The sequence below is a fragment of the Sorangium sp. So ce693 genome (genome assembly GCF_051521375.1).
GTDB lineage: Bacteria > Myxococcota_A > Polyangia > Polyangiales > Polyangiaceae > Sorangium > Sorangium atrum.
The window spans coordinates 8712110-8725829 of sequence record NZ_CP150347.1 but is presented as its reverse complement, the minus strand read 5'-3'; the positions used below and the strand labels follow the sequence as shown (position 1 = coordinate 8725829).

The 13720-nt window shown below is 70.5% G+C and carries 8 protein-coding genes and 1 other RNA gene; 4 read left to right on the top strand and 5 right to left on the bottom strand.

Translation table 11 applies throughout. The features are described 5' to 3' along the window. Window positions 1–136: 136 nt before the first annotated feature. Complete coding sequence (locus WMF14_RS32445; RefSeq protein WP_437792549.1) at window positions 137–943, bottom strand: class I SAM-dependent methyltransferase; 807 nt, start codon at window positions 941–943, stop codon at window positions 137–139. Between the two features lie 128 nt (window positions 944–1071). Further along, window positions 1072–4842, bottom strand: coding sequence for a methionine synthase (metH, locus tag WMF14_RS32440; RefSeq protein WP_437792547.1), 3771 nt, complete (start codon window positions 4840–4842; stop codon window positions 1072–1074). 570 nt (window positions 4843–5412) lie between these two features. Here metH and erpA point away from each other — a divergent pair. After that, on the top strand, window positions 5413–5736 hold the full coding sequence (erpA, locus tag WMF14_RS32435) for an iron-sulfur cluster insertion protein ErpA (RefSeq protein WP_272094801.1): 324 nt from the start codon (window positions 5413–5415) through the stop codon (window positions 5734–5736). Between the two features lie 446 nt (window positions 5737–6182). Continuing rightward, entirely contained in the window at window positions 6183–7034 is an 852-nt protein-coding gene (locus WMF14_RS32430) for a sigma-70 family RNA polymerase sigma factor (protein WP_012238497.1), read from the top strand. A 66-nt stretch (window positions 7035–7100) separates the two neighbouring features. On the opposite strand, the gene rnpB is transcribed toward WMF14_RS32430, so the two are convergent. Both rnpB and proC read right to left on the bottom strand, forming a co-directional pair. Continuing rightward, an RNA gene (gene rnpB, locus WMF14_RS32425) (RNase P RNA component class A) lies at window positions 7101–7565 on the bottom strand. A gap of 588 nt (window positions 7566–8153) precedes the next feature. Then, window positions 8154–9011: a pyrroline-5-carboxylate reductase gene (gene proC, locus WMF14_RS32420; protein ID WP_437792544.1), complete on the bottom strand. Its 858-nt coding sequence runs from the start codon at window positions 9009–9011 to the stop codon at window positions 8154–8156. A gap of 252 nt (window positions 9012–9263) precedes the next feature. On the opposite strand from proC, the gene WMF14_RS32415 reads away from it, so the two are divergent. Then, on the top strand, window positions 9264–10757 hold the full coding sequence (locus WMF14_RS32415; protein ID WP_272094798.1) for a Do family serine endopeptidase: 1494 nt from the start codon (window positions 9264–9266) through the stop codon (window positions 10755–10757). Window positions 10758–10829: 72 nt separating this feature from the next. Here the strand turns inward: WMF14_RS32415 and WMF14_RS32410 are convergent, their stop codons facing one another. Beyond that, window positions 10830–12059 (bottom strand): lysylphosphatidylglycerol synthase transmembrane domain-containing protein, encoded by a 1230-nt coding sequence (locus tag WMF14_RS32410; RefSeq protein ID WP_437792540.1) that lies wholly within the window; start codon window positions 12057–12059, stop codon window positions 10830–10832. 329 nt (window positions 12060–12388) lie between these two features. On the opposite strand from WMF14_RS32410, the gene WMF14_RS32405 reads away from it, so the two are divergent. Continuing rightward, a complete protein-coding gene (locus tag WMF14_RS32405; RefSeq protein ID WP_272094796.1) occupies window positions 12389–13513 on the top strand; it encodes a 6-phosphofructokinase in 1125 nt (374 codons plus the stop codon). Window positions 13514–13720 lie beyond the last annotated feature (207 nt).

The window sequence follows — 13720 nt, the reverse complement described above, 5'->3', positions numbered from 1 at the left end:
AGACGGCGGGGGAGCGGGTGGCTCGGCCGCGTCCAGGACCTCTACGGCGATCTCGGCCGGACGAGCCCGCTGAACGCGATCGCCGCCTGAACGCGGCTCTCAGGGACGCCGTCGCGCCGTGAGCGCATAGCGGCTCTCAGGAGCGCCGTCGCGCCGTGAGCGCATAGACGAGCGGCAGCCGGCGCTCGAACTTCTTCATGCGGAACTGCCCTGGCGGTCCCTCCACCATGTCCGGAAAGATGTCGTAGGGCGACCAGTCGAGCTCGCGCAGGCGCTCCAGCGTGAGGCCCGCGTCGAGGAGCGCTGACACCACCGTCCCGATCCCGTGGTTGAAGCCGATCTCCTTCAGCGTCACGGGCGCGCTCCTGTCGGCGTACGTGCCTGTTTGTTCGGTGACGATCGGCTCCCCGTGTCCGTCGTATGCGTAGGCGATCTGCTCGAACGCGTCGTCGAAGATCCACACGAGAGGGTGGAATTCGACGAGGTGCAGGGCGCCCCCGGGCTTCAGGCACGCCGCGGCCGCGCGCGCCCAGCGCGTCATGTCCGGGAGCCACCCGAGGACGCCGTACGAGGTGAAGACGATATCGAACGTCTCGCCGCCCAGGGCCTCGGGAGCGTCGTAGACGTTGGCCTCGACGAAGCGCGCGTCCACAGAGAGCTCCTTCGCCAGCGTGCGCGCCGCCGTGATGGCCTCGTCGGAGAGGTCCAGCCCGGTGACACGGGCGCCCAGCCGCGCCCAGGAGAGCGTGTCCTGCCCGAAATGGCATTGCAGGTGCAGCAGCGACTTTCCGCGCACGTCGCCGACCTGCTCGAGCTCGATCGGCTTGAGAGAGCTCGCTCCGGCCCGGAACGAGGCCAGATCGTAGAATTTGGACGCCAGGTGCACGCGGGTGCGCGCGTTCCAGGCGGCGCGGTTCAGCGCAAACCAGTCGGCTTCGGACATGGGGATGTTGTTATCACAAGGCTCGTCGCGCGGTCTGCGTCGGATTGCTGCCGCGCTCGGACGCCGTCCCTGCGATGACCCTGCGATGAAACGTGCGCCCCTGGGCTCATCCCCGCCTACGTCGGTCGTCACGCCGCCACGACGGCGCTCACCTCATCGACAGCCGCCTTCGGGTCATACCCCAGGTTCGGCGACAGCCACCGTTCCACCTCCTCGACCGTCATCCCCTTGCGCTTCGCGTAGTCGGCGACCTGATCCCTGCCGAGGCGGCCCACCATGAAATACCGCGCCTTCGGGTGCGCGAGGTAGATGCCGCTGACGCTCGCGGCCGGCGTCATCGCGCAGCTCTCCGTCAGCTCGATGCCGACCGACGGCGCGTCGAGCAGCGCGAACAGCTTGCGCTTCTCGGTGTGATCCGGGCACGCCGGGTACCCGAACGCCGGCCGGATCCCCCGGTACTTCTCCTCGATGAGCTCCTCGCTGGTCAGCGCCTCTCCCGCGCCGTACCCCCAGTCCTTGCGCGCGCGCTCGTGGAGCAGCTCGGCGAACGCCTCCGCGAGCCGGTCCGCCAGCGCCTTCGCGACGATCGCGCTGTAGTCGTCCTTGTCCTTCTCGTACGCGTGCACGATCTCGTCGAGCCCGAGCCCCGCCGTCACCGCGAACGCGCCGACGTGATCGGCGAGCCCGCTCTCCCGCGGCGCCACGAAGTCGGCGAGCGACAGGTGCGGCCTCACCCCGCCCGCGGCCTTGTCGCCGCCGTCTCCGTCCTCCTCGGCGCCGCCCTGCCCCTTCACCTGCTGCTGGCGCAGCATGTTGAACCGGAGCAGCTCCCGCGCCCTCGCCTCGTCCGCGTAGACCACGATGTCCCGCTGCTCACCGCTCGCCGGCCAGAAGCCGTAGACGCCCCGCGCCGTGAGCAACCGGCCATCGATGATCCGCTGCAGCACCTTCTGCGCGTGATCGAACAGCTCGCGCGCCGCCTCGCCATACTGCGGGTGCTCCAGGATCTGCGGGAACGGCCCCCTGAGCTCCCACGCGGTGAAGAAGAACGTCCAGTCGATGTACCTCGCGACCTCCGAGAGCGGCACCTCCACAGCGCGGCGCCCCGCGAACGACGGCCTCGCGATGTCCTCCGGCCGCCACGCGAGCTCGAGCCGCCCCCTGTCCGCCGCCGCGAGCGTCACGAGCGGCTTCGCCCGCTTCCTCGCGAAGAGCTCGCGCAGCCGGGCCTGCTCCTCCCGGTTCTGCGCGTCGAAGGCAGGCCGGTTCGCCCGATCGAGCAGGCTCGACACAACGCCCACGGCCCGCGACGCGTCGAGCACGTGCACCACCGTCCCGCTGAACTCCGGCGCGATCTTCACCGCCGTGTGCTGCCGGCTCGTCGTCGCCCCGCCGATGAGCAGCGGCAGCCGGATTCCCCGGCGCTCCATCTCGCGCGCCACGCTGACCATCTCGTCGAGCGACGGCGTGATGAGGCCGCTCAGCCCGATCATGTCGGCCTCCTCGCGGAGCGCCGCCTCCAGGATCCTGTCCTGGTGCACCATCACGCCGAGGTCGATCACCTCGTAGTTGTTGCACCCGAGCACCACGCCCACGATGTTCTTGCCGATGTCGTGGACGTCGCCCTTCACGGTCGCCATCACGATCTTCCCCTGCGACGACGAGCCACCCGCGGCGGCCTTCTCGGCCTCCATGAACGGCAGGAGGTGCGCGACGGCGCGCTTCATCACGCGCGCGCTCTTCACCACCTGCGGCAGGAACATCTTCCCGGCGCCGAACAGCTCGCCGACGATCTTCATCCCGTCCATCAGCGGCCCCTCGATGATGGAGAGCGGCTTGTCGTACTTCCTCCGCGCCTCCTCCACGTCCGCCTCGATGAAGTCGACGAGCCCCTTCACGAGCGCGTGCGACAGCCGCTCCTCGACCGGGCCGTCGCGCCAGGCGAGGTCGAGCTCCTTCTTCTTGCCCTTGCCCTTCACCTGCTCGGCGAACTCGACGAGCCGCTCGGTCGCGTCCGGGCGCCGGTTGAAGAGGACGTCCTCCACCCGCTCGAGCAGGTCCCTCGGGATGTCCTCGTAGACCGCGAGCTGCCCCGCATTCACGATGCCCATGTCCATTCCGGCCCGGATCGCGTGGAACAGGAAGGCCGAGTGCATCGCCTCGCGGACGACGTTGTTCCCGCGGAACGAGAACGACAGGTTCGACACGCCGCCGCTCACGCGGGCCCCCGGGCAGGTCGCCTTGATGATCCGCGTCGCCTCGATGAAGCTCTTCGCGAAGTCGCTGTGCTCCTCGATGCCGGTCGCGATGGCGAGGATGTTCGGGTCGAAGACGATGTCCTGCGGATCGAAGCCCGCCTCCTCGGTGAGCAGCCTGTACGCGCGCTGGCAGATCGCGACCTTGCGCTCCACCGTCTCGGCCTGGCCGATCTCGTCGAAGGCCATCACCACGACCCCCGCCCCGTAGCGCCGCACGGCGCGCGCCTTCTCGAGGAAGTCCTCGGGCCCCTCCTTGAGGCTTATCGAGTTGACGATCCCCTTGCCCTGGATGCACTTGAGCCCCGCCTCGATGACCGACCACTTGGAGCTGTCGACCATGACCGGGATGCGGGCGATCTCGGGCTCGGTGGCGACGAGGTTCAGGAAGATCGTCATCGCCTGCTCGGAGTCGAGCATGCCCTCGTCCATGTTCACGTCGAGGATGTTCGCCCCGCCGCGCACCTGATCGAGCGCCACCTCCAGCGCGGTCGTGAAGTCGCCCTTCTTGATGAGCTCCATGAACCGCGCCGAGCCGGTCACGTTGGTCCGCTCGCCGATCATCAGGAAGTTCGTGTCGGGCCGGATGACGAGCGTCTCCAGGCCGGCGAAGCGCCCGAAGCCGTCGCGCTCCGCGGGCACGGGCCGCGGCCGGAGCTCCGCCGTCGCTCGGGCGATCGCGCGGATGTGATCCGGCGTCGTCCCGCAGCAGCCGCCGACGATGTTCACGAGCCCGCTCTCCGCGAACTCCGCGAGCAGCCGCGACGTCGTCTCCGGGAGCTCGTCGTACTCGCCGAACGCGTTGGGGAGGCCCGCGTTCGGGTAGCAGCTCACCCGCGCCCGGGCGAGCTTCGCGAGATCCACGAGGTACGGCCGCATGTCGCTCGCGCCGAGGGCGCAGTTGAGGCCGACGCTGAGCGGGCTCGCGTGCTCCACGCTCGTCCAGAAGGCGTCGATCGTCTGGCCGGAGAGCGTCCTGCCGCTCCTGTCGGTGATCGTCACGCTGAGCAGGATCGGCAGGCGCCGCCCCTTCTCCGCGAAGACCTCCTCCATCGCGACGAGGCACGCCTTCATGTTCAGCGTATCGAGGAACGTCTCCGCGAGGATCACGTCGACCCCCCCGTCGACGAGCCCGCGCACCTGCTCCGCGAACGCCCGCCGCAGCTCGTCGAAGCTGACGGCGCGGAACGACGGGTCGCTCACGCTCGGCGAGATCGACAGCGTCTTCGGCGTCGGCCCCATCGAGCCCGCGACGAAGCGCGGCTTGCCGGGCGTGCGCGCAGTCCACGCGTCGGCCGCCTGCCGGGCGATCTGGGCCCCTGTCAGGTTGATCTCGTAGGCGAGCGACTCGAGCCGGTAGTCGGCCTGGGCGATCGAGGTGCCCGTGAAGGTGTTCGTCTCGATGATGTCGGCGCCGGCGTCGAGGTACGCGCCGTGGATCTCGGAGATGACGTCCGGCCGCGTCAGCACGAGGAGATCGCTGTTGCCCTTGAGGTCGATCGCGTGATCGCGGAAGCGCTCGCCGCGGTAGTCGGCCTCGCCCAGGCGGTAGCGCTGGATCATCGTGCCCATCGCGCCGTCGAGGCACAGGATCCTGTGTTCGAGGATCTCTTCGATGCGCGCGGGGCGTTCGCTTCCGTTCATGACTCTGCTCATCTCCTGCGCTTCTTTCCCGTGGGGGGTTGCGGCCGCAGGGCAGCCGTTCTGCTGCGAGGGCAGGGCGGCCCGGGGCCCGCCGCCGTCCGGCTCGCGGTCCGGGTGGGGAGCGGTCGAGGCCGGCCCCAGGCGACGGCTCCAGACCGAGATTTTTATCTCTCAATCCGGATTAACAGATTGAACACTGCCGGGCCTGTCGGCCGGCGTCAAGCGTCGGTTGCGAGCGGGCGGCGGCGGTCCCGGCCGCGGACTCATCCGTCGACGCTGCGACGCTGCTGGATGAGCGGTCGGGGTCGCGTCTGGGCGCACGGGCGGGGCGAATGGCGGGCTGGTGGTATCCTTGGACGAACGGGCGGCCAGGGCGCCGCCCGACGCCGCTCCGGCTGAGGCACTGGCGGACATCGCTGAAGGTGCGTATCTTTGGCGAGCCCTGAGCACCCCACCCAGGGCACGGCCGGCCGGGCTCACCGCACGGTTCGCCTTCTGGCGGGGCGAGCGCTCCGTCAGAGACAGGACCTGCCGTCCCCCGCCGACAAAGCACGCAGAGGAGATTCCAGGATGATCACGATCACGCAGAAGGCAGCCGAGAAGGTGATGGAGATCGCGACAGCGGAGGAGCTGCTGGGGCAGGGGTTGCGCCTGCGCGTCGTGGGCGGTGGGTGCGCCGGCTTCTCGTACGACCTGTACTTCGAGGACAAGCCCACGGAGTTCGACGAGGAGTTCGAGGACAGAGGAGTCAAGCTCTACATCGACCCGTTGAGCTTCCAGTACCTGGACGGCACGGAGATCGACTACGTGGAAGGCCTCCACGGCTCGGGCTTCAAGTTCAGCAACCCGTCGGTGAAGAGCACCTGCGGCTGCGGCTCCTCGTTCTCCGTCTGATTCCGTCAGATTCCGTCTGATCAGGCGCCCGCCCTCTTCGCGGGCGTCGCTTCCGTCCTGGTTCGCGCCGCTCATCTCTGGAGCGGCCGACGCGAGATGCACACGGGTCGCGAGAGCGCGTCTGCCCGGAGCATCGCGGACTTCCTGGCTCTCTAGCGCCTCCGGTTTGGGTCGTCCCTCGCGCGGGCGAGCCTGAGGCGCATGCGCCAGCGCTTCGCAGCCATGGTGTACAAGCTGCCCGCCCGGGGCGGCATGCCAGCTGCATCGCAGCCTGGGTGGGCTGCTCTCTTCGGAATCTCGAACCAACCACTTCGGCGGCAAGTGCCGGCGAGGCGATCAACGCGATCGAGGTCCGGCCCCGGCCGACCTCGACAGCAGGAGCCGGGGTCCGGCATCGGCCGGCCTCATCAACCGAACCGGGGTCTTCGGACCTCGAAGGAAACCCTGTGCAAACGTCCCGAGATCAGGCCAGCGCGGTTTCGCGCTACATCACGCATGTTCGGCAGATCCCGGAGCTGTCGCGCGAGGAAGAAGTCGAGCTCGCTCGACGGTGGCGGGACCACGGCGACGAGCAGGCCGCAGCCGCGCTCGCGCTCGCAAACCTGAGGCATGTTGTCTCGATAGCCATCAGCTACCGGCGTTACGGGATCCCGCTCGCCGATCTCATCGCCGAGGGGAACTTCGGGATCGTCCACGCGATCCGCAAGTACGACCCGGACCGCGGAAACCGCTTCGTGACCTACGCGGCCTACTGGATCCGGGCGTACATCCTGAACCACGTCATCCACTCCTGGAGCCTGGTCGGCGTGGGCTCGGGCCCGCTCCGCTCGAAGATGTTCTTCCGGTTGCGGCGCGAGCGGGCGCGCATCGCGGGCCTCGTGGGCGAGGGGGAGGAGGGGGATCGGCTGCTGGCCGAGAAGTTCGGCGCGCCCGCGGAGAAGGTGCTGGAGATGGCTCACCGGCTGGAGGCCCGGGACGTCTCGCTCGACACGAAGGTGTTCGAGGACGGCGCCCGGTCGCTTGTCGACACGCTGCCCGCGGACGATCAGGACCAGGAGGAGCGCTTCTCGCGCGCAGAGGAGGGGGCCCTGCTCCGGGAGCGGCTGACGCAGGCGGTGGAGAACCTGGACCCGCGGGAGCGGTACATCGTCGAGACCCGGATGATGGCGGATCCCGAGGAGGAGCTGTCGCTCGCCGAGATCGGGCGTCGCCTGGGCGTGTCGCGCGAGCGGGCTCGGCAGCTCGAGGCGCGCGCCAAGAAAAAGCTGCGCGACCGCCTCCAGCCGCTGGCAGCGTAGCGATTTGCCACAGGTGAGCGGCGGGCGAGCACAAAAGCACGAAGCCCCGCCGGGGCGGAGCTTCGTGGTCGCAGGAGACGTAAGCCGAGTTCTGTTGCGCGGGGAGTCGCCCCCCTCGCGCTGGCGATCATTCCTCTAGGACGCGCGTCGCCGCGCGCCTCAAGCAGCCAACCCGGAGGCCTGGGGCGGGCAACCCTTGCCGCGGCGGCTGTCGCCGTCGCGGACGCCTCCCTACGCGGCCTTGCTCCAGGTGGGGTTTGCCGTGCCGCCCTTGTTGCCAAGGGCGCGGTGGGCTCTTACCCCGCCGTTTCACCCTTGCCGCGCGGCGAGCCAGCGGAGGCTCGGAGCCCAGCCCATCCGGGCAGGAGGCTCCTTGCCCTCGCGAAGCGCGCGGCGCGGCGGTCTATTCTCTGTTGCACTTTCCTCGAGATCGCTCTCACCGGGCGTTACCCGGCACCCTGCCCTGCGGAGCTCGGACTTTCCTCCCGCGGCCGGGTTTCCCCGCCCGCCGGCGATCGCCTGTCCCGCTGCGACGCGGCAAACATAGTCAAGAGCCGGCCGAACGCCAACACCTGAGGTCGGAGAACGGGCGGCGCGAGCCAGGGGGTGGAGCGCGCAGCGCGCGTCGTGGACCTCGGGGCACGTCACGGGCGCGATCTCGCAGAGCGCCTCGATCGCGGTACGCGGTAAGCGGTACGACAGACATCGCCGCCGCTGGGACCCGTCAAACCACCCCTGCAAGGAGAAGTCGTGTTGTCTGCATGCCGTGGAGTGTCTCGTCTTGTAGTTTCGAGGCCAAGCTCCGGCGGTGACACCGCGCGTGGTGCGGTCGACGGGGAGTGGAAGTACGGCTGAACGAGAGAGCGATATCTCGACGCGAGTCCATACCGATCGATCCTGAGGATGCCCGGCGAACGCCGGCTCCGCGTGGTCGAACTCTCTGGAGGGGCGGGAGCGGGAGCGCTGTAGAGATCCCGGGTGAAACGCTCTTTGTGTGGCGTGCTTACTCAGCGTGCCTCGTGGACACACCGCACTTCGGCGGAGGTGGCAAACGCTCCGCCTGGGGTTGCCCCCATGCTCGTATCCAGCGATCAGGGACAGGCGCGCTCCCTGTCAGGTTCAGGTGCGGCGGAGCTTCTGCGCCATCTGGGCGCCCAGTTCGGCCGAGCGGTTGGACGCCGCCTCGACCGCGTCGATCAAGGTGCGGCGGAGGCCGCCTGCCTCCAGCGTGTGGAGCCCCGCGATGGCCGTGCCGCCGGGGCTCGTCACCATGTCCTTCAGGCGGCCCGGGTGCTCGCCGGTCTCGAGCTGGAGCTTGGCGGCGCCGTACACCGTCTGCGCCGCGAGCAGCAGCGCCGCGTCCCGGCCGAGGCCGACCTTCACGCCGCCGTCCGCGAGCGCCTCGATCATCAGCATGACGTAGGCGGGGCCGCTGCCCGACAGGCCGGTCACCGCGTCGAGCAGCGACTCGTCGAGCACGACGACGCGGCCGACCGCCTGGAACAGGGTCCGGGCGATCTCGACGTCCTCGTTCGTGGCGTGGCTCCCGGCGGCGATCGCCGTGGCGCCGGCGAGCGCGATCGCCGCTGTGTTCGGCATGCTGCGGATGACGCGCGCCCCCTCGGGCAGGCGCGCCTCGATGGCGTCGATCGGCACGCCGGCCGCCACCGAGATCACGACGTCCGAGCGGCCGAGCCCCGACGAGATGGGGGCGAGGATGCGATCGACGACCTGCGGCTTGACGGCGATGACGAGGACGTCGGCCCACTGGCAGAGCGCCTCGTTGTCCTCGGTGGTCTCGATGCCGTAGCGCCCGCGGAGAAACGAGAGCCGCTCGCCCTTGAGATCGCTCGCGCGGATCTGCTCCGCGCCCACGGCGCCGCCCTGGACGAGGCCGCGGATGAGCGCCTCCGCCATGTTTCCGCCGCCAAGAAACCCGATCTTGCGTCCTCGCAGCAGACCCTCATCGCTCGCCATCGCTCGCCTCTCCTCCAGGAGGGCGCACCCTAGCAGCCTTGCCGAGCGCGCGGCTCAAATCTCGACGGACACCGCCGTCCGGCTGCGTGCCGCCGTGGACGGGCAGGCAGGCGCGGGGCCCGCTCGCCAGCACCGAGGCGAGCGCCCTTGTCAGCCGAGGCTGCGGCGTTATTGGTGCGGCGGAATGAACGCTGTCGCTCCCATGTTCGTCGATGGCAGGACGGGACCTTTCGACTGCCTGACGGAGATTTCATGATTCAAGCGGTTTCCTATCGTTCGCGCGCTTCGGCCCTCGCCTTGCTCATGGCAGCGGGGCTGGCCCTTGGCGGCTGCGGTCAACAGGCCCACGCCGCGCCGCCTTCCACCCAGGCCGCTGCCTCGCCGCAGGCCGCGGCGCCGCCGGTGGCGACCGTGACGCTCCCGCCGGCGACGGCGCCGGTGCCGGCCACCTTCGATGTCGCCGCCCTGTCAGAGCGGGTCAAGCCGATGGTCGTCAACATCACGACGACGCATGAGGTCCAGGGACCCGAAGGGCTCGACCCCTTCCAGTTCTTCTTCGGTCCGCAAGGCCCGCAAGGCGGCGGCCGGCTCAACCCGCGGGGCCAGCAGCCGACCCAGACGGCGCTCGGTACCGGCTTCATCATCGACCCGAGCGGCTACGTCGTGACGAACGAGCACGTCATCCACGACGCGTCCGGCGTCCGCGTGCGGCTCGCCGACGAGCGGGAGTTCGATGCCGAGGTCGTCGGCCGCGATCCCAAGCTCGATCTCGCGCTCCTCCGCCTGAAGGGCGCGAGCGGCCTGCCTGTGGCGCCGCTCGGGGCGAGCGAGCAGCTGCGGGTCGGCGAGCACGTGCTCGCGGTCGGCAACCCCTTCGGGCTCGGCCACACGGTCACGCTCGGCATCGTCAGCGCGAAGGCGCGCGCGATCGGCGCTGGGCCGTACGACGACTTCATCCAGACCGACGCGTCGATCAACCCGGGCAACAGCGGCGGCCCGCTGTTCAACTGGCGGGGCGAGGTCGTGGGCATCAACACCGCGATCCGGGCGGGCGCGAACGGCATCGGCTTCGCGATCCCGATCGACGCGCTGAAGGACGTGCTCCCGCAGCTCCGTGAGAAGGGCTTCGTCGAGCGCGGCAAGCTCGGCCTCCTGTTCCAGCCCGTCACGCGCGATCTCGCCAGCGCGCTCCACCTGGACGGGCCTCGGGGCGCGCTCGTCGCCGAGGTCGAGCCGGGCGGCGCGGCCGCGCGCGCCGGCATCAAGCCGGGCGACGTGATCGTGAACGTGAACGGCGTCCCCATCAACCACGCCGAGGAGCTGCGGCGCAACGTGGCGCGCAACGCGCCCGGCGCGGAGATCGCGGTGACGCTGGTGCGCGCCCAGAAGCAGCAACAGGTCACGGCCAAGCTGGACGCGCTGCAAGACGAGGAGGGCGACGCGGCGGGCCGTGAGCGGCCGAGCCAGGGCGCCCGGCCCGAGCGCCAGCTGAGCGCCGAGAAGCTCGGCATCCAGGTCTCCGAGGCCCCGGGCGGCGGGGTGCGGGTCGACGGGTTCGCCTCGGGCAGCAAGGTCCAGGAGATCGAGGTGGGCGACGTGATCCTCGAGGTGAACGGCGCCCCCGTGAAGGATGTCGCCGGCCTCCGCGCGGCCATCGGCAAGCTCAAGGACGGGTCGGTCGCCCTCCTCAAGGTGCGGCGCGGGAAGCTCGTCCAGTTCGCGGCCGTGCCGATCCCCGCGCGCTGATCCTGCGCCGGGCGTGGCTGGCGCGGCTGGCGTGCGCCGGCCTGCGCCAGCCAGGCCAACCCCGTTCCCGCGTCACCCCACGCCTCGCTGCCGGTCGGCGGCGTCCTCCCCATCCAGCGGCGCCCTCCCGGCGCGCGCCGCCTCCGCGAGCGCGCGCTTCTCTGCCTCCGTCTGCTTCACGCGCTCCTCGAGCACGTCGGTGCCGAGGTAGCGGAAGACGTAGACCCCCCCGACGAACATGCAGAGGAACAGGGTGAGCACCCGCCAGAGGATGACGTACGGCACCACGAACGCGCCGTGGACCCAGGGCGACATGAGCGCGTTCGAGCCGAGCTCGGCGACGCCGCTCGCGCCGGGCGTGGGGGTCATGTAGAGCGCGAAGTTGAGCAGCGTCTGGATCAGGACGACCTGCACGATCGGCGGGCCTACCGCGACGAACGTCGAGGGCGAGGTGGGAATGCCGAGCCCGAGCAGGATGAAGTAGGCGACGGCGAACCGCGAGCAGAAGAAGCCGAACGTGAGCAGCAGGGCGGCGGCGTAGGCGCGCTTGCCGCGGCGCATGTAGATGCGGAAGCCCTGGTGGAACTCGTCCACGCTCAGCAGCAGGCGCGCGGTCGTGGCGCCGGGGGCGGCGAGCGCGGCCTCGGCGCGGGCTCGCAGCCGGGGCACGCGCCGGGCGCCCAGCAGGGCGGCGCGCAGCAGCTTCCCGAGCGGCACCGACAGCGCGCGGACGATCCCCTTGAGGAGGGGCGGGTACGCCGCCGCGGCGATCAGCGCGACGAGGGCCGAGCCGAACATCGCGACGGTGAAGATGAGCAGCCACTCGATCTGCGGGCCCGCCTGCACGACCAGCATCCCGCCCTGCTGGAGCGCGAAGATGACGAGGGCGGACAGGAGGAAGAAGGTGATCGTGCACGAGGCGGTGAGGAGCTCGGCCGTGGCCACGTCGACGAGCCGCATGCCGCCGTGCACGAGCACGGCGGCCTGCGACGGCGCCGCGCCGGCCTGCCCGGGGGTCACCCCGGCGCAGAACATCAGCACGAACTCCGAGGTCACCGCGGTGCGGAGGCGGAGCTCGGGCCAGAGGACGCGCCCGAGGCTCCAGATCCTGAGGCCTCCGAACACGCCCTCTTGCAGCGCCAGCACGGCGCCGACGAGCAGCCAGCCCGGGCGCACGTGCGCGAACGCGGCGGTGAGGCTCGCCTGCTTGTCGTGGATCTCGCTGTAGAGGACGTAAGCGAACGACGCGAGCGTCAGCGTGACGATGAGCTGGATGCCTCGGATCAGGGTGGCGCGGTTCATACAGGGGCACGCAGCCGGGGTGATCGCATGCGCACGCCCCCTATACCCTGTCGCCGGCGCTCGCGACCGTCATGCCTGCGCTCCTCCAGATCGACACCCTCCCCGCGGCGGACCCGACCACACGACGCACGCGCGCGCCGGGTGCGAAGGCCGCTTCGCGCAGGCACTCCCTCCCTCGCCGCGCTCCCTGGGCTCCTCCAGCGCGCCGCGTTCGCCGCGGTCCTCCGTCGTCGCACCGTCGCATCGTTGCGCGCATTCGTGCCTTTCGGGGCCAGGCCGAGGAGATGTCTATTGCGTCTCCGGGGGCGGCTCGCGATGCTGCGAGCGTCATGGCGGGACGAAAGATCGCTATCAGTACCGGCGGAGGCGACGCGCCGGGGCTCAACGCTGTGATCCGCGCGGCCACGCTCGGCGCGCTCGAGCGTGGCTGGGAGGTCTGGGGGATCCGGCAGGGGTACCGCGGGCTGCTCGACGACGCTCCGGACGGGCTCATCCGCCTGGATCGCGAGCGGGTCCGGGGCATCGCGCACCTCGGGGGCACCATCCTGGGCACCGCGAACCGCGGCGATCCGTTCCACTACCCGACGCCAGGCGAGCACGGGCTCGTGCCCCGGGATCGGTCCGAGGATCTCGTGCGGCGGTTCCGCGCGGAGGGGTTCGATGCGCTCATCTCGGTGGGCGGCGACGGCTCCATGCGGATCGCGCACCAGCTGCTCCAGCGCGGGCTGCCCCTCGTCATCGGCGTACCGAAGACGATCGACAACGACGTCTGCTGCACGGACCTCACGTTCGGCTTCGACACGGCGGTCTCCATCGCGACCGAGGCGCTCGACCGGCTCCACACCACGACCGAGGCGCACGAGCGGATCATGGTCGTGGAGGTGATGGGGCGGCACGCGGGCTGGATCGCGCTCAACGCCGGGATCGCCGGCGGAGCCGACGCCATCCTGATGCCGGAGATCCCGTTCCGGTTCGAGGCGATCGCCGAGAAGATCCGCCTGCGGGAGTCGCGCGGGCGGCGCTTCTCCATCGTCGTGGCGGCCGAGGGGGCGCACGCGCAAGGGGGCGAGCTGATCATCAAGGACGCGGGCGACGCCTTCCGCCGCACCGCCGTGCTCGGGGGCGTGGCCGAGCGCGTGGCGAAGGAGCTCGCGGCCCGCACCGGCAAGGAAGCGCGCTCGATGGTGCTCGGCCACCTCCAGCGAGGCGGCGGACCCACGACGGCGGATCGCTTGCTCGCCCTCCGCTTCGGCGCGGCCGCGGCGCGCTGCCTCGTCGAGGACTGCGGCAGCGGGATGGTGGCGCTGCGAGCGAACCGGATCGAGCTCGTCCCCCTCGAGGAGGTCGCCGGCAAGACGAAGACGGTGCCGCTCGACTCGGACACGGTCGTCACGGCCCGTGAGATGGGCCTGTGCTTCGGAGACGAGGCGCCCGGCCACTTCGTCGCGCCCTGATCGGCGAGCGCGCGGCTCCTCCGCGGTCTTCCCCCTTCCCGGCAAGGGCCATGTAGGATTGTGCGGTATCGCGCCCGGCCGGGCGATTTCCGCTCGGCGCGCCGTCGACAGGATTGGCAGGCGGACGGCGACCGCGCGACCTGAGCTACGCCGCCAGCCTCGTGTTTGACACTCGTCGAAGGGGGCCGATATCTTGGTTTCCCCTCC

Coding starts and splice junctions, on each gene's coding strand:
- proC (WP_437792544.1), bottom strand. CDS start 9,011: ATGGCGAGCGATGAGGGTCTGCTGCGAGGACGCAAGATCGGGTTTCTT.
- metH (WP_437792547.1), bottom strand. CDS start 4,842: ATGAACGGAAGCGAACGCCCCGCGCGCATCGAAGAGATCCTCGAACAC.
- WMF14_RS32445 (WP_437792549.1), bottom strand. CDS start 943: ATGTCCGAAGCCGACTGGTTTGCGCTGAACCGCGCCGCCTGGAACGCG.
- erpA (WP_272094801.1), top strand. CDS start 5,413: ATGATCACGATCACGCAGAAGGCAGCCGAGAAGGTGATGGAGATCGCG.
- WMF14_RS32415 (WP_272094798.1), top strand. CDS start 9,264: ATGATTCAAGCGGTTTCCTATCGTTCGCGCGCTTCGGCCCTCGCCTTG.
- WMF14_RS32410 (WP_437792540.1), bottom strand. CDS start 12,059: ATGAACCGCGCCACCCTGATCCGAGGCATCCAGCTCATCGTCACGCTG.
- WMF14_RS32405 (WP_272094796.1), top strand. CDS start 12,389: ATGGCGGGACGAAAGATCGCTATCAGTACCGGCGGAGGCGACGCGCCG.